General features: G+C 59.8%; 22 protein-coding genes. 12 read left to right on the top strand and 10 right to left on the bottom strand.

The window, feature by feature from the left end; translation table 11 throughout:
- The first annotated feature begins 22 nt into the window (after positions 1-22).
- The 3 genes from SJY29_RS01080 to SJY29_RS01070 are packed head-to-tail and all read left to right on the top strand — an operon-like array spanning position 23 to position 2,187.
- The gene (locus tag SJY29_RS01080; RefSeq protein ID WP_055293711.1) at positions 23-529 is read left to right on the top strand and encodes a decarboxylase; all 507 of its coding nucleotides are present in this window, start codon (positions 23-25) and stop codon (positions 527-529) included.
- Complete coding sequence (gene comE, locus SJY29_RS01075; protein WP_400085786.1) at positions 526-1,080, top strand: sulfopyruvate decarboxylase subunit beta; 555 nt, start codon at positions 526-528, stop codon at positions 1,078-1,080. The genes SJY29_RS01080 and comE overlap by 4 nt, the downstream gene beginning before the upstream one ends.
- Entirely contained in the window at positions 1,081-2,187 is a 1,107-nt protein-coding gene (locus SJY29_RS01070) for an alpha-hydroxy acid oxidase (protein WP_400085784.1), read from the top strand.
- Here SJY29_RS01070 and SJY29_RS01065 read toward each other — a convergent pair whose 3' ends face one another.
- Both SJY29_RS01065 and SJY29_RS01060 read right to left on the bottom strand, forming a co-directional pair.
- The gene (locus tag SJY29_RS01065; RefSeq protein WP_400085781.1) at positions 2,188-4,590 is read right to left on the bottom strand and encodes a YbcC family protein; all 2,403 of its coding nucleotides are present in this window, start codon (positions 4,588-4,590) and stop codon (positions 2,188-2,190) included.
- Positions 4,587-6,173: a proton-conducting transporter membrane subunit gene (locus SJY29_RS01060; protein ID WP_400088806.1), complete on the bottom strand. Its 1,587-nt coding sequence runs from the start codon at positions 6,171-6,173 to the stop codon at positions 4,587-4,589. Before SJY29_RS01060 ends, SJY29_RS01065 begins: the two co-directional genes overlap by 4 nt.
- A 102-nt stretch (positions 6,174-6,275) precedes the next feature.
- On the opposite strand from SJY29_RS01060, the gene SJY29_RS01055 reads away from it, so the two are divergent.
- On the top strand, positions 6,276-7,151 hold the full coding sequence (locus SJY29_RS01055) for a LysR family transcriptional regulator (RefSeq protein WP_400085779.1): 876 nt from the start codon (positions 6,276-6,278) through the stop codon (positions 7,149-7,151).
- On the opposite strand, the gene SJY29_RS01050 is transcribed toward SJY29_RS01055, so the two are convergent.
- Positions 7,148-8,047, bottom strand: coding sequence for a hydrogen peroxide-inducible genes activator (locus tag SJY29_RS01050; protein ID WP_400085777.1), 900 nt, complete (start codon positions 8,045-8,047; stop codon positions 7,148-7,150). The two genes, SJY29_RS01055 and SJY29_RS01050, sit on opposite strands and share 4 nt — an antisense overlap.
- Before the next feature lie 131 nt (positions 8,048-8,178).
- Here SJY29_RS01050 and katG point away from each other — a divergent pair, with 131 nt between their 5' ends.
- Together katG and SJY29_RS01040 are read left to right on the top strand one after the other, a co-directional pair.
- On the top strand, positions 8,179-10,392 hold the full coding sequence (gene katG / locus SJY29_RS01045; protein WP_400085774.1) for a catalase/peroxidase HPI: 2,214 nt from the start codon (positions 8,179-8,181) through the stop codon (positions 10,390-10,392).
- A 75-nt stretch (positions 10,393-10,467) separates the two neighbouring features.
- Complete coding sequence (locus SJY29_RS01040; protein WP_400085771.1) at positions 10,468-11,514, top strand: flavin monoamine oxidase family protein; 1,047 nt, start codon at positions 10,468-10,470, stop codon at positions 11,512-11,514.
- On the opposite strand, the gene SJY29_RS01035 is transcribed toward SJY29_RS01040, so the two are convergent.
- Positions 11,515-14,637 (bottom strand): efflux RND transporter permease subunit, encoded by a 3,123-nt coding sequence (locus SJY29_RS01035; RefSeq protein WP_400085768.1) that lies wholly within the window; start codon positions 14,635-14,637, stop codon positions 11,515-11,517.
- A complete protein-coding gene (locus SJY29_RS01030; protein WP_400085766.1) occupies positions 14,634-15,779 on the bottom strand; it encodes an efflux RND transporter periplasmic adaptor subunit in 1,146 nt (381 codons plus the stop codon). The genes SJY29_RS01035 and SJY29_RS01030 overlap by 4 nt, the downstream gene beginning before the upstream one ends.
- Positions 15,780-16,041: 262 nt before the next feature.
- On the opposite strand from SJY29_RS01030, the gene SJY29_RS01025 reads away from it, so the two are divergent.
- Both SJY29_RS01025 and SJY29_RS01020 read left to right on the top strand, forming a co-directional pair.
- Positions 16,042-16,800: a LamB/YcsF family protein gene (locus tag SJY29_RS01025; protein WP_400085765.1), complete on the top strand. Its 759-nt coding sequence runs from the start codon at positions 16,042-16,044 to the stop codon at positions 16,798-16,800.
- Between the two features lie 9 nt (positions 16,801-16,809).
- Entirely contained in the window at positions 16,810-17,478 is a 669-nt protein-coding gene (locus tag SJY29_RS01020; protein ID WP_400085763.1) for a cupin domain-containing protein, read from the top strand.
- On the opposite strand, the gene SJY29_RS01015 is transcribed toward SJY29_RS01020, so the two are convergent.
- Positions 17,475-18,479, bottom strand: coding sequence for an NAD(P)/FAD-dependent oxidoreductase (locus SJY29_RS01015; protein WP_400085762.1), 1,005 nt, complete (start codon positions 18,477-18,479; stop codon positions 17,475-17,477). The genes SJY29_RS01020 and SJY29_RS01015 overlap by 4 nt on opposite strands.
- Positions 18,480-18,527: 48 nt before the next feature.
- Here SJY29_RS01015 and mnmD point away from each other — a divergent pair, with 48 nt between their 5' ends.
- Both mnmD and SJY29_RS01005 read left to right on the top strand, forming a co-directional pair.
- A complete protein-coding gene (mnmD, locus tag SJY29_RS01010) occupies positions 18,528-19,208 on the top strand; it encodes a tRNA (5-methylaminomethyl-2-thiouridine)(34)-methyltransferase MnmD (protein ID WP_400085760.1) in 681 nt (226 codons plus the stop codon).
- Positions 19,198-20,061, top strand: a complete 864-nt coding sequence (locus tag SJY29_RS01005; protein WP_400085759.1) for a DMT family transporter — start codon at positions 19,198-19,200, stop codon at positions 20,059-20,061. Before mnmD ends, SJY29_RS01005 begins: the two co-directional genes overlap by 11 nt.
- Here SJY29_RS01005 and SJY29_RS01000 read toward each other — a convergent pair.
- A complete protein-coding gene (locus tag SJY29_RS01000) occupies positions 20,058-22,073 on the bottom strand; it encodes a lytic transglycosylase domain-containing protein (RefSeq protein ID WP_400085757.1) in 2,016 nt (671 codons plus the stop codon). The genes SJY29_RS01005 and SJY29_RS01000 overlap by 4 nt on opposite strands.
- Positions 22,074-22,260: 187 nt before the next feature.
- Here SJY29_RS01000 and dapA point away from each other — a divergent pair, with 187 nt between their 5' ends.
- Positions 22,261-23,130 carry a 4-hydroxy-tetrahydrodipicolinate synthase gene (dapA, locus tag SJY29_RS00995; RefSeq protein ID WP_400085755.1) on the top strand — a complete coding sequence of 290 codons (870 nt, stop codon included), beginning with the start codon at positions 22,261-22,263 and terminating at the stop codon, positions 23,128-23,130.
- Between the two features lie 17 nt (positions 23,131-23,147).
- On the opposite strand, the gene SJY29_RS00990 is transcribed toward dapA, so the two are convergent.
- From SJY29_RS00990 to SJY29_RS00980, 3 genes are read right to left on the bottom strand one after another with little or no spacing between them, the layout of a single operon-like run.
- Positions 23,148-24,350 carry a hypothetical protein gene (locus tag SJY29_RS00990; protein WP_400085753.1) on the bottom strand — a complete coding sequence of 401 codons (1,203 nt, stop codon included), beginning with the start codon at positions 24,348-24,350 and terminating at the stop codon, positions 23,148-23,150.
- A gap of 60 nt (positions 24,351-24,410) precedes the next feature.
- Positions 24,411-25,604, bottom strand: coding sequence for a winged helix-turn-helix domain-containing protein (locus tag SJY29_RS00985; RefSeq protein ID WP_400085752.1), 1,194 nt, complete (start codon positions 25,602-25,604; stop codon positions 24,411-24,413).
- Positions 25,601-26,044 (bottom strand): ion channel, encoded by a 444-nt coding sequence (locus tag SJY29_RS00980; RefSeq protein WP_076659471.1) that lies wholly within the window; start codon positions 26,042-26,044, stop codon positions 25,601-25,603. Before SJY29_RS00980 ends, SJY29_RS00985 begins: the two co-directional genes overlap by 4 nt.
- A 74-nt stretch (positions 26,045-26,118) precedes the next feature.
- Between SJY29_RS00980 and smpB the strand changes: the two genes are divergently transcribed.
- The gene (smpB, locus tag SJY29_RS00975) at positions 26,119-26,592 is read left to right on the top strand and encodes an SsrA-binding protein SmpB (protein ID WP_055686848.1); all 474 of its coding nucleotides are present in this window, start codon (positions 26,119-26,121) and stop codon (positions 26,590-26,592) included.
- The last annotated feature ends 1 nt before the right edge of the window (position 26,593 follow it).

Raw genomic sequence — 26,593 nt, 5'->3', positions numbered from 1 at the left:
CGCAAACAGGAGACGTAAGACCTTGAGTATCAGCAAGAAGATCGTGGATGACTTTGTCGCCAACGATGTATCCTTCATCACCACTGTGCCGTGCAAGCAGTTGGCCGGTGTGATCGACGAAGTCGAAGCACGTCCGGAAATTTTCCACATTCCGTCCAATAAAGAGGACGAAGGCATGGGCCTTTGTGCGGGTGCCTTTATGGGCGGCAAACGCCCTGCAATCATCATGCAGAACACAGCCATCGGCGTGACCATCAACACGCTGGCGACCCTGATCCAGTATTACCGGATGCCGTTGCCGATGCTGATCAGCTATCGCGGCGAGCTGCGTGAACCGGTGGCCTGTCAGGTGGAGATGGCCGTGCACACCAAGGCGCTGCTGAACCAGATGAACATCCCGACATATCACTTCCACAAGGAAAGCGACGCGGACGAGCTCGACGCGATCCTGAAATACACATTTATGTGCAACAAACCTGTGGCGATCCTCACGGATGCGTCCTTCTGGGGAGGCTACGGCGACCAATGATCCGTTCAGAAATCCTGCGCGATATCGCGCCAATCCTTCACGACCAGCTGGTTGTCTGTAACATCGGTCTGCCCAGCCAAGAGCTGCATATGATCGACGACAACGCCAAGAATTTCTACATGCTTGGCACCATGGGCCTGTCTTCTTCTATCGGTCTGGGCCTGGCCCTGGCGCAAGACAAGACCGTGATCGCGATCGACGGTGACGGCTCTGTTCTGACCAACCTCGGGACATTGCCGACGATTGCCAACAACGTGACCGACAACTTCATCCTGCTGATCATCGACAACGGCTCTTACGGCTCCACCGGCGACCAGCCGACCTATGCGGGTAAGAAGACCAAGCTGGAAAACGTGGCTAAGGCCTGTGGCTGTGAAAACGTGGTCGTGTGTCAGGACGTGGACACCGGCAAGACATTGCAGGCGGCGATCGACAGCAAGAAGATGACCATCATCGTCAGCAAGTGTGACAGCGGCAACATCAAGCTGCCAGTGATCACAATGGACCCTGTCGTGATCCGTGACCGCTTCATGAAGGCTGTGGCCAGCTAAATGGCACCAAAGATCCATTCCAGCGAAGACGCCCGCCGTCTTGCGCGCAAGCGGCTTCCTTGGATGGTTTTTGACTATATCGACGGTGCCGCCGGCACCGAGACAGGGGCCGCGCGTAACCGTGCGGCCTTTGACAATCTGGAATTGCGCCCGCGTATCCTGCGCGATGTAAGCGACCGGTCGTTGTCCGTGCCTCTCTGGGACAAACCGACCAAAGCCCCCTTCGGTATCAGCCCGATGGGCATGTGCAATCTATCCGGCCCCGGTGCCGACATGATGCTGGCGCGATTGGCTGCACGCGAAAACGTGCCTTTGGGTGTGTCCACCGTCGCTTCGACCGCGATGGAGCCGCTGATCGAAGCGGCTGAAGGCAACGCATGGTTCCAGCTTTACTTTAGCGGCGATGGCACCGGCACCTTCAAACTGGTCGAACGGGCCAAGGCTGCGGGCTATGAAACCATTGTTCTGACGGTCGATGTGGCCGAGGTGGGCCGCCGCCCGCGCGAACTCCGCCACGGTTTCACCATGCCCTTCAAGATCGGGCCCAAACAGTTCATCGACTTTGCCCTGCACCCGCGCTGGTCGCTGACCTCGCTTGTCGCAGGCAAGCCGCAGATGGCGAATTTTGAGATGGACGGCTACGACTTCGACCGCACTGAAAGCCGCGCCCGCGCCGATTGGGATACGCTAACACGGCTACGAGATATGTGGCCGGGCAAGCTGGTGGTGAAAGGTGTGTTGGATGCAGAGGATGCGCTGGCGCTCAAAGCGGCGGGCGTCGATGCAATTCAAGTGTCCAGTCACGGCTCACGCCAACTCGACAGCGCCCCGCCGCCCATCCTCGAACTGGCAAAAATCCGCGACGCACTCGGCCCCGATTACCCGTTGTTTTACGACACCGGCCTGCGCAGCGGCGAAGACGTGGTCAAAGCCTACGCCCAAGGCGCAAATTTCACTTTTTTCGGCCGCGTCCTGCAATTTGCCATCGCCGCCGGTGGAGAGGACGGGCTGCACGAGCTCTGGAACGTCCTGAAGAGTGAGACCAGCATCACACTTGCCCAGATTGGTAAGCGGTCCCTGATCCCAGAGACCGCCACCAAAGGCTGACTAGGCCGCAAGCGCGCCTTCGGTTGCGCCACCATCAAATGCCACCCACTTGAGGTCACCGTCATAGCGCTGCGACATGGCGCCGTTCTGGTCAAGCGTGAACAAATGCAGCCAGCTGTTGTCAAAGAGCGCACGCACATTCGGGTGCTTCTCCAAAATCGCGGTGATCGCCTCGGCAGGCGCTTCGACACAAACCGAAAGCCGCAGCGGATCATGGGCGTAGCCTTCGCCATCATGGACCGATTGCCAAGGCAAGCCGCCACGCAACACACCACCGTTGCCCTCAACGACGCCGACACCGCCGGTGACATTGTGCAATAGCTTGTTGCCGGCCCCAAAGACCTCAAGTGCCACGACAGACCCGTAATATTGCAGGCTGATCCAGCTTGCGACGACGACGGGGGCGGTCAGGATCAACTCAAGCACACCGAAACCCTCGTCCTTTTGCCAGTCATAATCATGCAGGAACGCACGCCCCGCCAGCCCTTTGCCTTTGGTCCGCGACCGCGGTGCCGCGATGAACGCCTTGCACCCTGCCAACGCCCATTCGGGCCGTGTCTCAGACCAGTCACGGCTCCGCTTTGCCACGTCATCGCCATTGGCGGCACGCGGCAGACGCAACGCACGTTCTGTCCGCGCAAGCTTGCCCGCAGAGGCCAACCAGTCACGGGCCTTTGCAAGGTGGCTCAGGTGCCCGTGCCCCGCAAAATCACCGTCATAGATCGTGACATCATCTGTCGTCGTGTCGTGCAGCCCGCCGACAAAAAGCGTGTCCTCGGGGATCGCGATCCCATTCTTGGCCAGCCCTGCCCGCACGTCCTTGTCGTTCAGGATGCCCGCCAAAAGCCGCGCGTTCACTTCACCCGAATACCCGCCACAGGCACCGCAATGCAGCGCGCTGGCATGCGGGTTATTCACAACATTCGCGCCATGCCCGAAGAGCAAGACAAGCGGCGCAAAGTTGCCTGTCAGGGACATCGCGCCAAGGATCGCTGTGGCTGCCCCGATCCTGTCTTCCAGACCAAAGCTTTCGTCCAGCACGGGGATGTGGCTGTCAGGCACCTTGGCAGCATCCATGCCCAGCGCATCCCGCAGCAATTTGCCGACATAGATCGGGCCGGAGGCCTCGACAAATGCAAAGGACGATACCGCCGCCAGCTTGAACCGCCCCCATGCGCGTTTGGCGCGGGCGCTGAACCGCGCGGTTTGATCCGCCGTTGCATCCGCGCTGGCGTGGCTGGTCACACCGTGGTTGAGCAGCACCGGAAGGCGCTGTTCGGCCACATCGGAGGCAAAGCTCTGGTGCGATGCTGTCAGACCAAAGAAACCCGCAAACCCCAGCGTCTGAATTGCGGGATCAACGCTTTCCAACGCCCGCCGGAAGACCTCGGAGCGCACATCGATGCAGAATGCTGCCTGTAGCGCGGGCCGGCCTTCGGCCATAGGCACAGACGTGCTGGCCAGTGTTTCGGCCAGCGCGCGCTGTCCGGCAAACTCTGCTGCCGCTTGCAAGGTTGCATCAATCAGGTGATCGGATGATGGCGTCGCAGGTGTGGCGTGCGCTTTCGCAATCTCCGCCCACTTCTTTTCGATCTCTTTGGCGTATTTCACATAGAGCGCCTGCTCCCAGACCAGACGGATCGTAAGCAGATCGGTTGTCGTCAGATCGGTTCCGCCAGCAAGCTCTGCCTGCCACAACCGATAGCGCGCAACCTGCGACCAGCCGCCAAGCCCCAGCAGCAACTGGTGAAAATATGTCTCCGTTGCCTCGGCCGACAACCCAAGCACATCAACCGCTGCGACAAGTGCCGTGCGTGTGCGTGCAGGTGTATTCGCAACCAGCTCTCCAAAACCACCAAGACCTGCAATTTCGGGCGTCAGATCACGGCTGGCAAAGTCCCGCCACGCATCAAAGGCACGCCGCCCGGGCTTGTTCTGCCACAGCGCCTGACCTGCATCAAAGTAACCTGCGGCCCAGCTTCCGAAACGGTCATTCACGATGCCGGGCCAGTCGATCCCTGACACCTCAAATGCAAGGTCCGCAATAGTCGGGAGTGCATGGGGCGACGGTGCAGGCTGGCCTGCTGCAGCCTTGAGTGCCGCAATATCCTTGGCTGCCTCGGGAAACTCTGCCAGCGCTGCGGTCAGGTCAGCGTCGTTGATTGTCCCGTCTTCGACTTTCGTCCGGTACCAGTCGCGTGGCATAGTCACCGCTGTTCCGGCGACCCTGTCCAACAGCGCCGCGACCTGCGGTAAACTGTTCTCTGTCTGGCCCAGAAACGGGTTCACCGCGACAGAAGACGACAGCGGCCAGAGCGGTGGAATAGCGCGGCCTGCGGCCTCGGCCTTGGCGATCACTTCCAGATGCGCGCCGGAATAGCCTGCGTATGTTTCCGCTTTCATTGTTCTGCTCCTTTGCCGGATTGTGTTTGTTTCCAACCGCCGATCATCCGGTCAGAGATTGCGTTGATGTAAAGCCCGTTGGACAAGTGCACCCGAAGACCCTGCGCTGCGGGATGGTAAGACCACAGCGGCAATGTTGCCTGCGCAAGGGCCACCAGACCAAAGCTGACCATTGCCAGCAGGATCAGCGCCCATTCCAGTGCGCTCGCTGGCGGTGTTGCAGGAAGCGTCCCAGCCGTGAGCCATTCGGAAACGCGCTGCAAGACAAGGTAGCTGACAGTCACAGCCGCCGCATAAACCGCTGTCCGTTGCGTGAGCGCGCGCGGTGCCTCATCCGCAAAGCCCTGGGCCAAAAGATAGGCGACACCGAAGATCAGGATTGCACCAAGGGCGATGGCCTGCGGTGACTTCCCGCCAAAATCAAAACCCAGCCCGAGGATCGCATACACCACGCCATAGATCACCAAGGCCACTACGAACGCCCGTGCCACGGCACCAAGATCAGGCACCGCGACGGGCCCCGGCTTGCGGATGGCCGCGACATTTTGCACGGCGTTGCCCGCGGACAGGAAAGCATGGGCCTTGTAAAGCGAGTGCGCCACGATGTGCAGTAGGGCCAGCGGGAAGAGCGCCAAACCGCATTGCAGGATCATAAAGCCCATCTGTGCAATCGTAGACCAGGCAAGCGAGGTTTTGACGGTCGACTGCGTGAGCATCACCAAGCCGCCAAAGAGCGCTGTAAAACCGCCGATCAACACCAGAATGGCCAGCACCAAAGGTGACAGCAGCATCACATCGGCAAAGCGGATCAGAAGAAAACCACCCGCATTGACCACGCCCGCATGCAGTAAGGCAGAGACAGGCGTCGGCGCCTCCATGACTTCCGTCAACCAGCCATGGGTCGGGAACTGCGCCGATTTCAGGATGGCCGCAAGCCCCAGCAGTGCAGCCGCCGCCAGTGCCAGTCCGCCACCCGTTCCTTCTGCAGCCGCGCTCAGGATGACCGAGATTTGCGTCGTGCTATATGTGCTGACAAGCATGAGCATCGCACCAAGCACCGCAGTATCCCCGATCCGTGCGATGATGTATTTCTTGCGCGCCGCACGCTGGGCCGCCACGCGCTCTGGATAGAAAAGCAAGAGCTTGTGCAGCAAGGCGCTCGTCGCAACCCATGCCGCGAAGAACTGGAACAGATTGCCTGCCTGAATGAGAAAAAGAACCGCTGCAAGCGTCGCCAAGAGCCAGAATGTGAAATCATCCTGCCGCGCTTCGCCATCCAGATAGGTCCGCGCGTACCGCACCACCACCCAGCCGATGAATGTGACCAGCAGCAGCATCACAACACTGACGATATCGAGACGAACCGACAGCCCGATCTCAAAAAAGCCGATCAAGATACTGTCGCCGCTACCGTTGCTGGCCAGCACGATCGCCGAAAGGACTGCGATCAGAACCGCGCCTAGGGTCGCATATTCCGCCAGCCACGCACCTTTTTGCGCAGATACATCTTTCAAGAAGCGCGGCGCAAAGGCGGCACTGATCAAGATCAGAGGGGCCAGTAGCGGTAATGCGTTCAGCAGCATGTCGGTCTCCATCGTGTGAATTGGTTTCACAACCGGATAGAGCATCGCATTTCTGATATAAAATACATTGTTTGTGATTTATCGTTCTATTATACAGAACATATGTCCGACATGAATTACAACCACCTGCGCTATTTCTGGGCCGTCGCCCATGAAGGAAACCTGACGCGGACAGCCGAAAAGCTGAACCTGGCGCAATCCGCGCTCTCGGTGCAGATCCGCAAGCTGGAGGACCGGTTGGGCCACGCGCTGTTCGAGCGGCGCGGGCGGCAGTTGCACCTGACCGAGGCAGGGCGGATCACGCTGGATTACGCGGATACGATTTTTGATGCGGGAAAGGACCTTCTGGGAACCCTCAGCCAACAAGGACGGCCACGTCAGGTTCTGCGGGTCGGCGCGCTGGCGACACTCTCGCGGAATTTCCAGATTGAATTTCTGCGCCCCCTGCTTGGCCTTGCCGATGTGGAATTGGTGCTGCGCTCGGGCACTTTGGTGGAATTGCTGCAAAGCCTTGAAACGCTGAACCTTGACGTCGTTCTGACCAACCGTGCACCCGCGCATGATGCGATGTCGAAATTCACCTCGCAGCCGATTTCGGAGCAATCGGTGAGTCTGATCGGCACGCCGGAACGCCTGCGCGCAGACCTGCCTCTGGCAAACCTTCTGCGCGACAACCCGATCATCGTACCAACCGAAGAGAGCCCTGTAAGGTCCGGATTTGACCGGCTTTGCGCGCGCGAAGGGATCACCCCGACGCTCGCCGCCGAAGTTGATGATATGGCGCTGATGCGCCTGCTCACGCGTGAGGATATCGGGCTTGGGGTGTTGCCGCCGATTGCCGTGCAGAACGAATTGCGCAACGGCATGTTGATCGAGTTCCCCCACCAAATGGGCCTGACCGAGAGTTTCCACGCGGTCACGGTGCCGCGAAAATTCCCGAACCCTTTGCTGGAAACGCTGCTGCACAGCGCAGTTTAGCCCGCCAGATCCTGCCCGATCTGTTGGACGATATTGGCAATCTGTCGCAATTGTCCGGCAAGCGGATTGGTCTTGCGCCAGATCATCCCCACGGTGCGCTTCGGCTCCGGCTCTGCAAAACGGCTGATCACGACAGGGGCCGAACGGGTTTCGACCGGCACCGCCATCTGCGGGATCAGCGTCACCCCGATCCCTGCCCCCACCATTTGCACCAGCGTGGACAGCGAACTGCCATCCAGACCTTCGCGCGCGGCGGCACTTTGCAGGTTGCAAAACGACAGGGCCTGATCACGAAAACAATGCCCCTCTTCCAGCATCAAAAGACGCATCTGGCGCAGGTCCTCGGGGCTGGGGACTGGGCGCTCCGCATCCTTGATCGGGCGCACCAACATCAGGCTTTCGTCAAAGAGCGCCACCTCTTCAAATCCAGGTTCAAAGACTGGCAGCGCGACAATCGCTGTATCAATTTGCCCGTTGGTCAGTTCTTCAATCAGGCGCGGCGTGACGGTTTCGCGGATATGTACATCAAGGTCGGCATGCACACTGGCCAGATGCCCGATAAGGCCGGGCAACAGATACGGGGCAATCGTGGGAATCACCCCGATCCGCAAACGCCCCACCAACCCCGCCTGCGCCGCACGCGCCATGTCGCCCAATTCGTCCACAGCGCGCAAAATATCGCGCACGCGCAGCGCCCACTCCTCGCCAAAGGCGGTCAGGCGCACCTTGCGCGGGCCCCTTTCAAACAGAGGTGTGCCAAGGCTTTGCTCCAACTCTTTAATTTGCACGGACAAGGCTGGCTGTGAAATAGCACAGACATCGGCCGCACGGCCAAAATGGCCATGACGGGAAAGGGCCTCGAAATAACGCAGCTGTTTCAATGTGAGGTTCTTCATAACTTGAAGTTATGAGTGCAATCAAAAATTGCAACTTAAAATAATTCTAAATCACTGATATTCGTCATATTGGGACCGCCGTATCTCTGCTATCTCGGCGGCATTTCGCAACCAACATCGGAGAAAAGACAATGGACGGTAACAACGCCGGAAAATGCCCAGTGATGCACGGGACCGCAATTCAGAGCACCCACAGTGTACGCGGCAACAAGGACTGGTGGCCAAATCAGTTGAACCTGAAAATCCTGCACCAGAACGCCCCTGCCTCCAATCCGATGGGCGCAGATTTCAACTATGCCGAAGAATTCAAAAAGCTCGACCTGCAAGCGCTGAAAAAAGACCTGCATGCGTTGATGACCGACAGCCAGGATTGGTGGCCTGCCGATTATGGCCACTACGGTGGTCTGTTCATCCGTCTGGCATGGCACGCGGCAGGCACCTATCGCACTGCCGACGGTCGCGGTGGTGCTGGTGGCGGCCAACAGCGTTTTGCCCCGCTTAACAGCTGGCCCGACAACGGCAACCTTGATAAGGGCCGCCGCCTGCTTTGGCCAATCAAGCAGAAATATGGCAACCAGATTTCCTGGGCCGACCTTTTCGTGCTCTGCGGCAACGTCGCAATGGAATCGATGGGTCTGAAGATGTTCGGCTTTGGCGGCGGTCGTGCCGACACTTGGGAACCCGAGGAAGACGTTTACTGGGGCCGCGAAGACGAATGGCTCGCCACCAGCGACCACGAACTCGCCCGCTATTCCAATGACCGCGATCTGGAAAACCCGCTGGCGGCTGTGCAGATGGGTCTGATCTACGTCAACCCCGAAGGCCCCGATGGCAACCCTGATCCGCTGGCCTCGGCCCGCGATATCCGCGAAACCTTCGCACGGATGGCGATGAACGACTACGAAACTGTCGCCCTGACCGCAGGTGGCCACACCTTCGGCAAGACCCACGGCGCAGGCCCGGTTGAGCATGTTGGCCCAGAGCCAGAAGGCGCACCGATGGAGAACATGGGCTTTGGCTGGCTGTCCACCTACAAATCCGGCAAAGGGCGCGATGCGATCACATCGGGCCTCGAGGGCGCGTGGACATCCAACCCGACGCAGTGGGACATGGGTTATTTTGATGTGCTGTTCAAATACGACTGGGAACTGACGGAAAGCCCCGCCGGTGCAAAGCAGTGGACACCCAAGGACCTGCAGGAAGAGGACATGGCCCCCGATCCCGAGGACCCGTCCAAGAAGGTGCCGATCATCATGTCCACAGCGGATATGGCGATGAAGATGGATCCGGCCTATGCGAAAATCTCCAAACACTTCCACGAGAACCCCGAAGAGTTCGCCGACGCCTATGCGCGCGCATGGTTCAAACTGACCCACCGCGACATGGGGCCAAAGGTGCTGTATCTGGGTAACGAAGTGCCGGACGAGGATCTGATCTGGCAAGACCCGATCCCTGCCGTGGATCACCCGCTGGTGGATGACGCGGATATCGCGGATCTGAAGGAGAAAATCCTTGCATCCGGCCTGTCGTTGTCCGAACTGGTCGCGACTGCCTGGGCTTCTGCCTCAACCTTCCGTGGTTCGGACAAGCGCGGTGGTGCCAATGGTGCGCGCATCCGTCTGGCCCCGCAAAAGGACTGGGCGGCGAATGATCCGGCACAATTGTCCCGCGTTCTTGCGACACTGGAAGGCATTCAGGCCGACTTCAACGGTGCGGCATCGGGCGGCAAGAAAGTGTCACTAGCCGATCTGATCGTTCTGGGTGGCTGTGCCGCGGTTGAAAAGGCAGCCAAGAATGGCGGTCACGACATCGCTGTGCCCTTCACACCGGGCCGCATGGACGCCACGGAAGAGCAAACAGACGCCGCCAGCTTTGAGCCGCTTGAGCCCGAAGCCGACGGTTTCCGCAACTTCCTCAAGGCCGACTATACCGTGCCTGCCGAAGCCATGCTGGTGGACCGCGCACAATTGCTGACCCTTTCTGCGCCGGAAATGACCGTGCTGGTGGGTGGTCTGCGTGTGCTGGGCGCCAACACAGGCGGCAGCAAGCACGGTGTCTTCACCGACAAGACCGACGCGCTGACCAACGACTTCTTTGTCAACGTCACCGACATGGCGACGACATGGCATAAGGGCAGCGACGAGGGCACATACGAAGGCCGCGACCGCGCCACTGGCGAGGTCAAATGGACCGGCACACGTGTCGATCTGGTTTTCGGGTCGAACTCGCAACTGCGCGCCCTGTCCGAGCTTTACGCCCAGAACGATGCCGGTGCGAAGTTCGCCAAAGACTTCGTTGCGGCATGGTCCAAGGTCATGGACCTTGACCGCTTCGACGTAAAATAATCCTGATGGGCGCGGCCTTTCATCGGCCGCGCCCACCCTTTATGGCGGACTGAAACCACAGGCAGAGGTCGCCACATGCACACCCCCACATTGATCATCGGCGGCGGACTGTCCGGTCTGTCATTGGCCTATGCGCTGGAACGTGCGGGTCATGCCTACACGTTGGTTGAGGCACGAAAGCGCTTGGGTGGCCGCATCAAATCGCTGACGGTTGAAGGCGCAAACTTCGATCTTGGCCCGTCATGGGTCTGGCCCGGTCAGCACCGTGTCGCGCAGCTTGCCAATGCGCTTGATCTACAGCTCTTTGAGCAATGGTCCAACGGCGCACAACTCTTTGAACACGCCAGTGGCGAGGTGGTGCAGGACGCGGGCTTTATGTCGATGGCGGGTAGCTTGCGGATCGCGGGCGGGACCAGTGCGCTGACCGATGCGCTGGCTGCGCGTCTGAACCCCGCGCATATCTTGCTGGATTGCGCAGTCACCGCGATTGACGACAGCCTCGCCGCGCATCTTGCAGATGGCCAGACCATCACAGCTGACCGGATTGTGCTCTGCATTCCACCGCACCTCGCCGCAACGCTTTGTTTTACCCCTGCCCTGCCTGACAACGCGCAGGCGGCACTGAACGCGATCCCCACTTGGATGGGCGCACACGCGAAATTCGTGGCGGTTTATCCCACCTCGTTCTGGCGCAAAAACGGCCTCTCAGGTGACGCCAGCAGCCGACGCGGGCCCTTGGCCGAAATACATGACGCAAGTCCGGCAGACGGCAGCCTTGGCGCGCTCTTCGGGTTTGTGGGCCTGCCCGCCGACATCCGCGCGCAGGCAGGTGACGCGGTGCAATCGGCAGCACTCGCGCAGCTTGAAAACCTCTTTGGGCCAAAGGCGGGCACACCGATTGCAGCAAAATTGATGGATTGGTCACGGGACCCCTTCACCGCCACAGCAGCCGACGCGGCACCGCCGCCGGGCCACCCGCCCTATACAATGCCCGCGCCGCTGCGTCGCATCTGGGACGATAAGTTGATCTTCGCGGTCACCGAAATGGCCCCCGACAATGGCGGGTTAATCGAAGGGGCGCTGGCCGCCGCCGAAGCGGCAGCACGGAAGATCATCGGCTAGTTACTCGGCCGGGGCCAGCGCAGGATCGCGCGTTTCAAACCGTTTCTCGCGACGCTCGCCCAACATCAGCATCGCAGGCGTCAACAATAGCGTCAGGACTGTCGCAAAGACCAACCCACCCGCAATGGCGCTGGACAATTCGGTCCACCACTGTGTGGACGGCGCGCCATAGACGATTTCGCGTGTAAAGAAGTTGATGTTCAACCCGATGACCATCGGCATCAGCCCCAGCGCTGTCGTGGCCGAGGTCAGCACCACAGGGCGCAGACGCTGGGCACCTGTCCGCAAAGCAGCTTCTAGCGAAGAGAACCCTTGGGCTTTCAACTCGTTGAACGTGTCGATCAGAACAATATTGTTGTTCACCACAATCCCCGCCAGCGCGATCACACCGATCCCGCCCATGACAACGCCAAAGGGACGGCCAGTGATCATCAGACCCAACAGCACACCCGCAACCGAGAACACAATTGCAGACATCACGATCCCTGCCTGCCAGAAGCTGTTGAACTGGGTCAGCAGGATGACGAACATCAAGCCGATTGCCGACAAGAACGCCCCGATCAGGAAGGTCATCGATTCCGCCTGATCCTCGGCCTCGCCACCGAACTCCACCCGCACGCCCGCAGGCAGATCAAGGGTTTCAATCGCGGCCTGCAGTGCCACGGTCTGGTCATTGGCCAAGACACCCTCTGCGACATCCGCCGAGATTGTCAGCACCCGCTCCTGATCGATCCGTGTAATCACACCGCTGCGCGGGGCGGGATTGAACGACACGAAATTCGAGATCGGCACAAGGCCCGCATCGGTGGGCACCCGCAGCGCTTCAAGTTCGGCCAGGGTGCGATCACCGGCAGGAAAGCGCACTACGATATCAACCTCGCCGTCGCCATCTTCGGGACGGTAATCAGCCACCACAATACCGCGTGTCAGCAATTGCACCGCCTGACCCAAGACGGCCACATTGGCACCACTGCGCGCGGCCTCTGAGCGGTCCACAGCAATCTGCCATTCCACACCCGGGCTGGGGCGCGAATCGACCACATCAATAAAGCCACCCATGCGCTCCATCTGCGCAAGAATAGCCACAACCGCTGCTTCCTGATCGGCCTGCGCATTGCCAATAACCTCGAGGTTGATCGGCTTGCCGCCGCCGGGGCCTCCGCTATCGGTCAGAACCTGCACATCAATCCCGGGTATTTCCGCCATATCGACGCGGATATCTTCGGCAATCTGCGCCACGGGCCGCCGCGTATCCCATTCGGCCAGTTCCAGTTGCAACGTGCCGATCATATCGCCGCCGTCCGTGGTGCCGCCCGAGCGGGAATAGACGCTGGCGATTTCGTCATAACCAGCCAAGCGCGCCTCGACCTGACGTACCAGCGCATCCTGTTCATAAACCGAGAAATTGTCTTTGGCGCGTACTTCGACCTGCGCATAATCCGGCTCGACACTTGGAAAGAAAGTCAGACCGTTGCCAAAGCTGCCGTAAGCCACAAAAGACGCAACCAGCGCGATCATCGCAAAGCTGAGCGTCGTCCATGGCCGCAAAATGGACCATTCCAGAACGCGCACATAACCGCCCATGAAGCCCGTCATCTTACGCGGATCACCGTGTTCGGCGGCATAAAGCTGGGCCTTTGCCTTGGCGGTCTGCGATTGGCGTTTGCCGATCAGACCGCCCATGACGGGGATGAAGATGAGCGCCATGACCAGCGATGCCGCAAGGGTAAAGATCACTGTGATCGGCAAAAACTTCATGAATTCGCCGACAACACCCGACCAGAACAACAGCGGGAAGAACACGCAAAGCGTGGTCGCGGTCGAGGCGATGATCGGCCACGCCATACGCTTGGCGGCACGGGCGTAGGCCTCTTTCGGGGACTGGCCTTCGTGCAGATAGCGGTCGGCCAGTTCGACCGTCACAATGGCCCCGTCCACCAGCATGCCGACCACAAGGATCAGCGAGAAGAGCACCACAATATTCATGGTGAAACCGATGAAATATAACCCCGCAACGCCGGTCAGAAACGCACCCGGAATGGCGAGACCGACCAGAAGCGAGGATCGCAATCCAAGCGCATAGACCACCACGATCATCACGAGGATGATCGCCGCGATGACATTCGCCTCAAGATCAGAGAGCATTGATACGACGGTTTCGCTTTCATCGAGCGTATAGCGTACCTGTACGGTGTCGGGCCATTCGGCCTGCGCCATCTCGACAACGCTGCGGACCTCGGCGACAGTTTCGATGATATTGGCACCCACCCGCTTTTTGATCTCAAGCGCGAGGGCAGGCTGGCCATCAATGCGCGCAAACCCTGTAGGGTCCTCAAACGTGCGGCGCACCGTCGCCACATCAGCAAAAGTCACAACGGTCTGGCCGCGCACAAGAATGGGCAGCTCCATAACATCTTCGATGTCTTCAATCAGTCCCGGCACTTTGAGCACAAGGCGTCCCGCCTCGCTTTCAATCGCACCTGCGGCAATCAACTGGTTGTTGTTGGTGATCGAGCTGATGAGTTCATTAAACGTGATGTTGTACGTCTCGAACACCGTCGGGTCGATCAGCACTTCCATCAGTTCGGTCCGCTTCCCGCCGACATCCACCTCAAGCACACCGCTGAGCGATTCGATATCATCTTGCAGATCTTCAGCCAGTGCATTCAACGTGCGTTCCGGCACGGGACCGGACAGGATGACCGTCAGGATCGGGAAAAGTGCGGTGTTGATCTCGGTCACAATCACGGTGGCATCCGAGGGCAGTTCGCTCTCAACGGTGTCGGCACCTTCGCGCACCTGATCAAGTGCCTCTGCCGCATCAAATCCCGGCTCAAAATCAAGCTGGACTGCGCCGCGCCCTTCACTTGCCGTCGCGGTCATGGATTTGAGCCCCGTCAGCGAGGCAAACTCGGTTTCCAGAGGCCCGACAAGCACATCTTCGGCGTCTTCCGGTGAGATGCCGTCAACCGATGCCGACACAAAGATGATCGGAATCGGGATTTCGGGGTTACTCTCTTTCGGGATCGACGTGTACGACAAAGAGCCAACAGCCAAGAGCAAGACCAGCATTAGCAAGACAACCTTGCTGCGTTTGAAGGCCGCATCAATCAACGTGTTCATTGCGCGATTTCCGCATTTTGATCCGCAGCAATAGGGCGCGGATCAACCAGATCCCCCGCATTCACAAAGCCCTGCCCGACAGTGATGATCCGGGCATTCTCGGGCAGGCCCGTCACCCATACGCCGTCAGTCTGGGCACGCGCGATCGCGACAGGCCTGAAAGACACGGTGTTGTCATCTTCTACTATCTTTATGCCCAACTCACCGTTGGTGCCCAATGACAGGATGGCTGGCGAAATGAAGTGTCCACGCGCCTCACCCGTAGGCAGCGCGATCCGCGCACTCAGACCGGCGGGCATCACGCTATCGGGGTTATCAACGGTCACCTCGACACGGAAAGTCCTAGTCTGCTGGTCGGCGTTGGCGCCGATGAAGCTCACAACACCGGAACGCTGTTCACCCGTGATGAAATCCACAGTCGAAGTCTGACCGGTCTGAATGCGCGACAACGCCTGCTGTGGCACCTGAATGACCACCGTTAACGGGTCATTGTCGATCACCTCTGCCACGACACTGCCATTGCTGACGAACTCGCCCTCATCGAGGGTCAGATCGTTCAAACGGCCCGCAAAAGGGGCACGAATGATCGTATTGGCCAACTGTTCTTCTGCAGCAGTGACGGCCGCATCCGCTGCCGCCTTGGCCGCGCGGGCACTGCTGACGCGGTCTTCAGTGGCCACGCCGCGCTCTTGCAAGGCCAGCGCGTTGTTCAAATCGCGTGTTGCCTGCGCTTGCTGGGTCTGTGCCTGCAAAAGCTGTGCTTCGATGGTCGCGGCATCCAGCCTGCCAATTTCCTTACCGGCACCGACCAGATCACCACGCGCGGCAGAGACCGAGATCACTTGTCCTTCGGTTTCGGCCTGAACAGCTGTCGCACGATCAGGTTCCGATTGGCCCTCGGCCGAGAGAACCAACTCCACATCCTGCGCCTGAGAGTCCATCACCGCCACAGTAATCGCACGTTTAGCGGGGGCTGTCGCAGTCTCGTTCTCGGGATCTTGTGAGGGCAGAACATAGCCGCTCCCCATCCAGCCGATCAAAAGCAGGGCCAGAAAAACGGCAACCCACTTGGACCGCCCAGCGCCTTTATCCCCGTCAAATGTCAGTTTTCCGGCCAAATCCGGTTGCATGTCGTGTGCCATAGGGCAGTCCTTAAATGTATTTCCGCACGCGCAGCGGCGCTTGACGCGATATTCGGCCTAAATAGGCCTCTCTTGCCACAGTTACTAGGGATAGCTGACCAAGCCTGATCGTCACGATAGTGTTAGCGCCTATAACACGGGCGGTTTGTGCTCCGTCAAGTGCACGACAGGTACCACAAATGCACCCTCCTCAGGCAGTTTCACGTCGACTATGAGCGGGCAGAGGCTATGTTTGGTGGGGCACGGTTTGAAAGGCAAAGACATGACACGCACCGTCGATCTCAATTCCGACATGGGCGAAGGCTTTGGCGATTGGCGCATGGGCGATGATGCAGCCCTGCTGGATATCGTGTCCTCAGCCAATATCGCCTGCGGGTTTCATGCAGGCGACCCTGACGTGATGGACAAGACCATGCGCCTCGCGGTGGCCAATGGTGTTGGCATCGGCGCCCATCCGGGCTTTGCCGACCTCAAAGGCTTCGGGCGGCGCAAACTGCCGCTGCCGCATGGCGAGATGGCAAATGCAGTGGCCTATCAACTGGGTGCGGCCCAAGCCATGGCGCGGCGCGCCGGTGGTAAAGTGCGCCATCTGAAACTGCACGGGGCGCTGTCCAACATGGCCTCTGTTGATCCTGCATTGGCCAAGGCCTGCTACAGCGCAGCCCTCGACGTGGACCCCGATATCGTCATCATGGTGCTGGCCGCCACCGCGATGGAGGATGTCGTGCGCGATCTGGGCTGCAACTGGGCCGGTGAAATTTTCGCCGACCGCGCCTATAATGACGACGCGACATTGGTCGACCGCAGCCTGCCCGGAGCTGTCCTGCATGACGCCGCCACTGCCGCACCGCGTATCCTGCGCATGCTTGAGGCAGGTGCGATCATCGCTGAGAGCGGCAAACACATCCCCTGCCAGATCGACACGATCTGCCTGCATGGTGACACGCCGGGCGCGGTCGAGATGGCACGCGGCATCCGCCAGCATCTGACCGACGCCGGAATCACGATCACCCCATTGTAAGGAGACCCCATGGAACTCAACGCTGATTTCACCAAGCGCGTCTTGCTGCACACCCAGGATATCCCGTGGAAAGCATCCCCCATGCCGGGTGTTGATCGCCGCATGCTCGACCGGATCGGGGATGAGGTCGCGCGCGCGACCTCGATTGTGCGCTATGCACCGCAGAGCAAGTTTTCCGCCCATACCCACACCGGCGGTGAGGAATTCATCGTGCTTGACGGCGTATTTCAGGATGAACACGGCGACTATCCCGCAGGGACTTACGTGCGCAACCCGCCGACCACATCGCACACGCCGGGGGCAGAGGAGGGCTGCACGATCTTCGTCAAGCTGTGGCAATTCGACCTCGACGACCGCACCCAGTTTCGCAAAGAGATGGGGACAGAGCTTGCCGATCTGGGCGGCGGCGTAAGTGCGCAAGTCTTGCACGAGGACGCGCAGGAAACCGTCCGTTTCATTGCATTGGCCCCCGAAGCGGTCTTTGCAGAAACGCCCGAAGGTGGTGCCGAACTGCTGATGATCGAGGGCGACGCGACCGAAGGCTCGGACACCCTCACCAAAGGCGCTTGGCTACGCATCCCCGATGGGCAGGCGATGCAGGTCACAGGCGGCAAAGACGGTGCGAAATTCTGGATCAAGACAGGCCATCTGCCCTTCGCCAAAGCGCCCGCTGTTTAGGCACGAAAACCGTCGGGGATCTGGTCGTCCCCGTCCAAGATCAGATCGGCCATCACCGCGCCCACCTTGGGGGCCATGCCAAAGCCGATCTTGAAACCGCCATTGGCGATGAATTCTCCAGTCCGCTCAGGGTGCACGCCCAACACTGGCGCACGGCTTTTGCTGCGCGGACGCACGCCCGCCCAGCGTTCCAGCACCGGCGCACTCTCTAGCGCCGGAAAGGCGGCATAGGCACGCGCCAGCACATCCTCAAGCGCGTCATCCGTGCAGTGCGGATCATCGAATTCCCGCTCGGATGTGGAGCCAATCGCCACCGTGCCATCACCATGCGGGATGATATGCAGCGCATCGGCAAAAAGCTGCGGCTGGCCTGCCGCGTTGAAATCTAGCAGTGCCGCCTGCCCTTTCACACCGTTCCCTCCGATCTCTTGCATGCCACGCCATCCGGTTGCCCAGACCACCTTGCCCTCAACGCGCCCGTTGGCCAGAACCTCACCGCCCAGCGCCACTACAGCATCAGCCAAAGCACAGGTCGCACGGCGGGGGTGGATCAGCGCTGACAACGTATCATGCACCACCATGCCGCTTGGTGATGGCGGCATCCACGGCGCATCTGTGACTGGGATCACATCCCAGGACGCCTTGCCTTGCCAGAGCGTCGCTGCACTTTCCGCGCGGGCCTGTGCCAGATCGACCGCACGCGCGTCCGCCAAAGGTTGCAGACGCCCTGACCGCGCATAGCCCACGTTTTGACCGCTCAGGGCCGCGACGTCAGCCCAAAACGCCTCGGCCATGATCAGGCTTTCGAACTGAAACGCCTTTTTGTCATTCCAGTTTTCCGGCACATGCGGCGCGAGGGCCCCGACCAATCCGCCACTTGCCCCCGCCGCCACGCCATGCGGATCAATCACGCGCACGACCGCGCCGCGCCGCGCGCAGGCATAGGCGACGGACAGTCCGAAAACACCCGCTCCCATTACCGTGATATCAGCCGTTGCCATTCGTTGTCCTTCCGCTCAAAGATGTGTGCAGTGGTAAGGCAAGGGCCGATGACAGACCAGAGAGCACGGATAGAATGGCGGGATGGCGTGCCCATCGCGCAGGCCTTCGATGACCCCTATTATTCCCTCGACAATGGCGTGGCGGAGACCCAACATGTCTTTCTGGCTGGCAACGACCTGCCCGCGCGTTTCGGTGGAAACTTTCAGGTTGCCGAATTGGGGTTTGGCACCGGCCTGAACCTGCTGGTGACATGGGCGGCATGGGACAAGGCCGGACAACCCGGCACGCTGTCTTTTACGTCGTTCGAGGCCTTTCCCATGGCTGCGGACGATATGGCAGCGGCGCTCGGACATTTCGCGGAACTGGCGCCTTATGCAAAGGCGCTGCTAGCGGCATGGAAACCGCAGAGCGGTGCAATTCAACTGCCCAACGGCCCGATGCTCGAGGTTATCACCGGCGACGCACGCGAAACGCTTCCTGCATGGGACAAACAGGCGAATGCATGGTTCCTTGACGGATTTTCCCCCGCCAAGAACCCCGAACTCTGGGAACCCACGTTGCTGGCAGCCGTCGGCACCCACACCAAAAGAGGCGGCACGGCGGCGACCTATTCTGCGGCGGGCGCTGTGCGACAGGCCTTGTCCGGCGCGGGCTTTGAGGTCACCCGCGTTGCGGGTTTCGGGCGCAAACGCCATATGACCCGCGCAAGGATGCCTGATGCAAAATAACCCCCGCCTTGGCATCATGCTAATGATTGCCACGACCTTTGTCTTTGCCGTGCAAGACGGAATTTCGCGGCATCTGGCAGGGGAATACAACGTCATGATGATCGTAATGATCCGTTACTGGTTCTTTGCCGCCTTCGTGATCAGCATCGCGACCAAGCAATCAGGATCCATCCGTGCGGCCGCCGCAACCAAGCAACCGCTCCTGCAAATCACACGCGGCACGTTGCTGGCGCTTGAAATCTGCGTGATGGTCAGCGGCTTTGTCCTGCTGGGACTGGTGGAAAGCCACGCTGTCTTTGCCTGTTATCCCCTGCTGATCGCAGCCCTTTCAGGTCCGGTACTGGGGGAACAGGTGGGCTGGCGCCGCTGGACCGCCATCGGCATCGGTTTCGTCGGTGTCCTCGTTATCCTCCAACCCGGCTACGCGGTCTTTGCCCCTGCCGCTGTGATCCCGCTGGCGGCGGCTTTCATGTTTGCGCTCTACGGTCTGCTGACACGTTATGCGGCGCGCAAAGACACAACGGCCACGTCTTTCTTCTGGACCGGCACCGCCGGTGCCGTGGTCATGACCGTGGCAGGGGTCTGGTTCTGGGAACCCATGAGCGCCGCAGACTGGCGCTGGATGGCAGCACTTTGTGTGACAGGCGCGGGCGGTCATTGGCTTTTGATCAAAACCTACGAGGTCGCCGAGGCCAGCGAGGTCCAGCCCTTCGCCTATCTGCAACTGGTTTTCGCCAGCGCGATCGGGATCTTCCTTTTGGGCGAAACCCTGCGGCCCAACGTGGCGATCGGTGCGGCGATCGTCGTCGCTGCAGGGCTGTTTACACTCTGGCGGGCGAAAAAGGTCGCTTAGGGCCGCGCAACGGGGCGGACAGTATCAGAGGCCGCGTCGCTGGCAACAGGTTCTGGCCGCGCGCGCGGGCGCAAGAGCGGCTTTTTCCCGATGAGCAGTTCGGTGAAACGCACGGGGCCGGTCTGACCCGTCAGCCGGGCCTGATAGACGGGAATGCTCTCGGTGACGCGCATCACATAATTGCGGGTTTCCCGAAACGGAATGTGTTCGATCCAGTCGACGACATCCATTTCCAGCAGCCGCGGATCGCCGCGTTCGTCAATCCACTGGCGCGGACGGCTGGGGCCGGCATTATAACCTGCCGCAATCATGACAGGGCTGGGCCCGAACTCTTCTTCCAGATAGGCTAGGTAATGCGTCCCTAAGGTCGCATTATACTGCCAGTCATTCGTGAGCCGCCCGCGCGAATAGGGTATCCCGAGGTTGCCTGACACCTCTTCTGCCGTGGCAGGCATGACCTGCATCAGACCCAATGCCCCGACGGGACTGCCGATGGTTTCGTTAAACTCACTTTCGCGCCGCGCGATTGACAAGGCCAAGGCAGGCGCTGCCGGAAGGTCCAGCGCCGCCATGTCATGTATAGGGTAATAGACCGACGGGATCAGAATGCCCCGCTCGACGGCAGCTTTACCCAGCAGCAGCGTATAGAAAGGCTCGTCAATCTCGGTCAGATAAGCGCCCAAAGTCGCGATTTCGGACGCACTGAGCGTCCTGCCAAGCTCGGCAAAAAAGGTGAAAGCCGCACCACGTTCACCGCCCGCAAGCAGGATCAACGCCGCCTGCACAATGTCATCATCAAAGACAGGCGCATTGCGCCAATCGACTTGCGTTCCGGCAAGGAACGGATCCAGCGCACGCCCCACCTTTTCGGACGCCAACAAACCATAAAAGCTCGTCTGATGGGCAGCACCCGCGCTATAGGCGTCGGCCGCCAGATCCACATTGCCTTTCACGACATGGGTGCGGCCGATCCAGTAATGCATCCGCCCCAGCGAAATCGGGCTGCTTGAGGCACGCAAGCCGTTCTGGAAATGTGTCAACGCCCGCGCCGGATCGCCCAGATAGGTGAGCGACAGATACCCTGCCAGCCACTCCAGATCGGCGTAGGATTCGCCCTCGGTCAGGTAATGGCGCGAAGCGAGCTGATAGGCCTGTTCGGCACGTCCTTCGCGCATTTCCCAGCGCGCCAGCACACGGCGCCAGCCCGACCAGCGAAACGGCTCGCCCAGGGCGGCGGCACTGGTGGAACGTTCCAACAGCATCTGGACGGCATCGGTCCGTTCACCGCGGCCGGCAAGCCAGGAATAGCGGTCGTAAGCAAGGCCCGGATCCTGCCGCAAAGCTGCGGGAACGGCGGCCACACGCGCAGCCAGATCGTCGGCGCGTGTAATATAGCCAATGCGCGCCGCTGCAAGTGCCGCCTGATCCGCAGATAAAAGCGGCAACATGCGCGTGGCATCCTCGGCACGCGACCGCCACAAAAGGGCATCGACACGGGCGGCATGGAACGGGCTGAGTTCCGCACCGAACACCGCCACCATGATATCCTGCCCGTCTTCGGTCAGACGCTGTGTAATCCACGTATTGCGCAGGACATCGCGCGCAGCCTCGGTCTGCCCCAGCGCCAGATGGGCCTGCGCCAGACGCACCGCACCTTCGCCGGTTTGCGGCACCTCTCCTGCGAACCAGGCAATGACCTGTGCAGGCGCAATGCTCTCGTCGATCATCAGCTCTGCTTCGGCGCGCAAACGATCCAGCCCCGGCCAGTCTGCGCGGCGGTTCAAGAAATCCCGGTAGATGGCAAAGGGTGCATCCCCTGTCCGCAGGCGCAGCCACATCAGTGTGTCCTGCGTAACGGGTCCAACGCCTTGCGCGATCTGCGTAGCCACGTCCCAATCACTTTGCGCGGCATCAATCGCCGCAATGCTTCGGGCATCAACCGACTGCGTCTGCACGGGACCGGAGATAACCGTGCAAACAAGGCCTAGAATGATGAATTTGTGGAAGTTCACTGCGTACCCCTTTTGACGGGAAATTAGCCTGTGATGCAGCAATAACAACTCACAAACGCGGCAATGGGCGCAAATCCCCACGGGCTATGCGCCGAAACGAAGGGCTTGTAGGATTTTCCTTCTGCGCCTAGTGTCCGCGCGATTTTACCGCAGTCAATGTTGGCTGCCAGCAAGAAGGAAGCGTGCCATGTTCAAGGGATCACTCCCCGCCCTCGTCACGCCGTTTACAAACGGCAAAGTCGATGTGGATACGCTGAAAAAACTTGTGAACTGGCATGTGGATCAGGGCAGCCATGGTTTGGTGCCCGTCGGGACCACAGGCGAGAGCCCGACCCTGACCCATGCAGAACATGATATGGTCGTGGAAATAGTGATTGCCGAGGCTGCCGGACATATCCCCGTGATCGCCGGCGCAGGGTCAAACAACACGATTGAGACGGTCCGTCTGGTGCAAGCCGCGAAAAAGGCGGGCGCAGATGCAGCGCTTGTTGTGACGCCTTATTACAACAAGCCCACGCAAGCCGGTCTGATCGCGCATTTCGAGGCAGCCGCCGATTGCGGGCTGCCGATCGTGATCTACAATATTCCCGGTCGGTCCGTGGTCGATATGACACCCGCAACGATGGGTGCGCTGGCCAAACACGAGATGATCATCGGCGTCAAAGACGCCACCGGTGATCTGTCACGTGTGCCCAAGCAACGGATGACCTGTGGACCGGATTTCGTGCAGCTTTCGGGTGAGGACGCGACAGCGCTCGGGTTCAACGCCCATGGCGGAGTCGGGTGCATTTCGGTGACAGCGAACGTCGCCCCTGCGCTCTGTGCAGCGTTTCAGGAAAGCACGCTCGCGGGCGATTATGCCAAGGCGCTGACACAGTTGGACCAACTGATGCCACTGCACGAAGCCATTTTCACCGAACCCGGTGTGGCGGGTGCAAAATACGGGATGTCCTTACTGGGCATGTGCAGTGACGAGGTGCGTTTGCCGCTGGTTGGGTTGACGGATGAGACCAAGGCGAAAATGCGTGCGGCGATGGAACATGCGGGATTGCTGTAAGGTGGGTTTTACCCACCCTACTGCGTGCTGGCAGGTGACAGCGGCTTGAACCACGCATTGTTCAACCGCCACAGGCCAAAGGCCAAGGGGATCGCGGCCAGCCCGCCGATCACATAGGCCAATGGTTCGTCATAGAAGCTTTCAAACATCTGCGTATAGGCGTGGATGCCTGCAAAGGTCATGGCTGCATTGAACATCCCCCGACGGTTGGACATTGCAGCCCAGATAATGAGTGCGCCAAGCAACAGTGCCCAGACGATCGCATAAACGCCTTCGCTGATCTCGAACGCTTGCGTGCGGTAGGCATCGCGTGCAGCGTCATAGGCCTGCCAATCGCCAGCAAAGTCACTGTAAACCGGCCCCCAAAGGCTTTCACCCACAATATCGCCCCAGATGCTGCCGACCAGAAAACACAGGTTGGCCACGATGAACGCCATGATCATCAAGACACCCGCTTGCCGCCCCATTTTTGCATCGCCGCGACTGATGGCCCATAAACAGGTCCCGATCAGCAGGCCCATTTGCAAAATGCTGAGCGTCGTTTCCGGCGAATAAAACACGTAGGCTGCCGTGAAATAGTAGGTTCCGGTGTCCGACATTTGTCCAAAAGGAATGATCGCCAGCGCGGTGACAAAGCGTATATCCAGTGTCAGGCCCAGCGCCGCGATGGCCGCAAAGACGTAAAAATGGATCAACGGCATCGGCCAGCCAGAAAGCGCAAATTGATCGGCGGCACCGTAGACACCGACCACATGCAGTGCGGCGGCCATCACCAGCACAGCACCATAGGCAAAGCGCAGTTGGACCAACCCTGCCCTGAAGCGCCAGAAGAACAGCGCCGCCAGCACGGCCCCAATGAGTGCAAGCAATATGCCCGCACGGTCTGGTATCTTATCGATCAATTCAAATGCCGTACCGGAAATCAGCATCCCCGCCCCGATCAACGCACTGGCATTGCCGAACATCCGGTAAAGAGCCGCACCTTTGCGCAGGATCAACAAACCGGCACCTAGGAAAAGACCGCCGCAGACAGCCACGCTCGCAGCACTTGCCAAGAGAAACACCAATCCCAGCGTCGCTGCCAGAATACCCGCGATCAGCAGGCTGTTGACGCAAAGCGCGATCATCGCTGACCGCGCCCGCGATTTGATCTCATCTGCCTGCGCGGGGTTGATGACACCGTCGGCGACCAGTTGGTCTGTTTGGGCAACGTAATACATGACGTCTCCTGACTATGCTTCGCAATCGGGATACATCATTTATGAACGTTGTTCAATAATTTATTTTACCCGCATCCAATCCTCTGTAAGGGCGATATCGTCACAGCCACCAAAATCCGCAGCCCGTGCGAGTTCTTTGCGCAGCGCCGCAATGCGCCCCGCACCCATACGGACACCCGGCTCGGGCCAGAACGCCCGGACTGCAAGAACACTGCCTTCCCGCTTCATATCAATGCGGCCAATGATGCGGTCGCCCTCGATTACGGGAAAGACGTAATAGCCATATTTGCGCTGCGGGGCGGGTACGAAGATCTCGATCCGGTAGAAAAACCCGAAAAGCCGCTCTGCCCTTTTGCGGTCTCGCAGTGCCGGATCGAAGGGTGACAGAATACGCACCCGCGGGACCGGTGCTGACGGCAGGCTGTCCATCACATCGGGCCACGCAAAGGACCGGCGCAATTTACCATCCACGCTTTCGACATCAATCTCGATCACGCGGCCCTCGGCCAAAGCAGTCGCACACCAATCCTTTGCCTCACCGGGGCTCACGTGATCCCAGAACGCGGCCAATTCGCCGCTGGTGGCAAAACCGAGCCGGTCGAGTGCGCCGGAACAGCACCAGTCGATGGTCTCGTCCGGATGATGGCGGCGGTTGAGGTGTTCGGCCGGAATCACCCGTTCGGTCAGATCATAGACCTTGGTAAAACCGTCGCGGCGCAGCACGGAAATCTGGCCCGAGCGCCACAGATATTCAAGTGCCGTCTTGGAGGGATGCCAGTCCCACCAGCCGCCTGAACCACGGCTTTCGCCCTCGCCCACCTGACCCGAGGTGCAGGCCCCGTGATCGGATATCCGGCGCAGGACCGCGTCGATCTTGCTGTGAAAATCATCGCGGCGCTGGTCTTGCCATCGGCTGGCCAGACGCGCCTCATCACGGGCAAAGCGCAGACGCCAATGGGCAAAGCTTTCAATCGGAATGATGGCGGCATCATGGGTCCAATGCTCGAACAACTGCCTGTCACGGTGCAGCAGATGTTGCAGCGCGCGGGGACGGTATTGCTGACGACGTGACCACAGGATGAGGTCATGGGCGCGGGCAAATGTGTTGACGCTATCGAGCTGCACAAAGCCAAGGTGGTTGATCACCCCCCTCAGATCGACTCCTTTCCCCGCACCCGAAGGCCGGTCATGCAAGCCGTGCCGCGCCAGAAAAAGATGGCGGGCGGCCCGATTGCGCAACACCGGAACCGTCATGTGTCACGATCCTGTATCGCGATTTGTTGCAGGCGCAACTGGCGCAGCGTCTCGACCATCGCCGCAGTCACAAGTCCGATGTTCAGCAGGCCGTTCAACGCAGCCATACCGCCAAGCAAGCGCCATTCAACCGGCAAGAGGATGTCACCGAACCCGAGGGTCGTGAAAGCCACCAGCGCGAAATATACCGAGGTTTCCAGCGCGTCAAAAACGCCCAAGGCCATGAACGTAAAGGCCCAAGTCCAGACTGCGATCGTCATCTGCAACAGGACCCATAGCGCCGTCACACACAGAACAAGCATCAGTTTCGGCGCATGGGGCGCCCTGACCAGCCAGGGCCGCAAACGGCCCAGCCGTCTTTCCAGCACCCAAAAAGTGATTGCTGCTGTCATGATCGAAAACACAAGCAGCGTGCTTCCAATGGCGATCTGAACAAACATCTTCACTCTCCTGCAGGGGCAGACCATCGGCACACCTTGTGCCACAGCGCGCCATCGCCTATTTGTGCCCAACTATGGCCAAGAAACCCGAAAACAAAAACTACAAAGTCATCGCGGACAACCGGCGTGCACGCTATGACTATGCCATCGAGGATGATCTCGAGGTCGGGATTATCCTGACCGGTTCCGAGGTGAAATCCCTGCGCACAGGCCAGTCCAATATCGCCGACAGCTACGCCAGCGTCGATGATGGCGAACTGTGGCTGACCAACGCTTATATCGCACCCTATGAGCGCGCGATGTTTACCCATGAGGAGCGGCGCAAGCGCAAGCTCTTGGTGAGCAAGCGTGAATTGGCCCGCTTGTGGAACGCCACCAAGCGCGAAGGCATGACGCTTGTACCGCTGGTGATGTATTTCAACGATCGCGGTCTGGTAAAGCTCAAGATCGCAACCGCCAAGGGTAAGAAGAATCACGACAAGCGCCAAACCGAAGCCAAGCGCGACTGGGGCCGCCAGAAGCAGCGGTTACTGCGCCACGGCGATTGAT

Origin of the sequence: Yoonia sp. R78084, assembly GCF_044595625.1 — a bacterium.
In the GTDB taxonomy this organism is placed as follows: domain Bacteria; phylum Pseudomonadota; class Alphaproteobacteria; order Rhodobacterales; family Rhodobacteraceae; genus Yoonia.
Note: the sequence above shows the minus strand (reverse complement) of the source record. Positions and strands in the feature narration are given on the sequence as shown.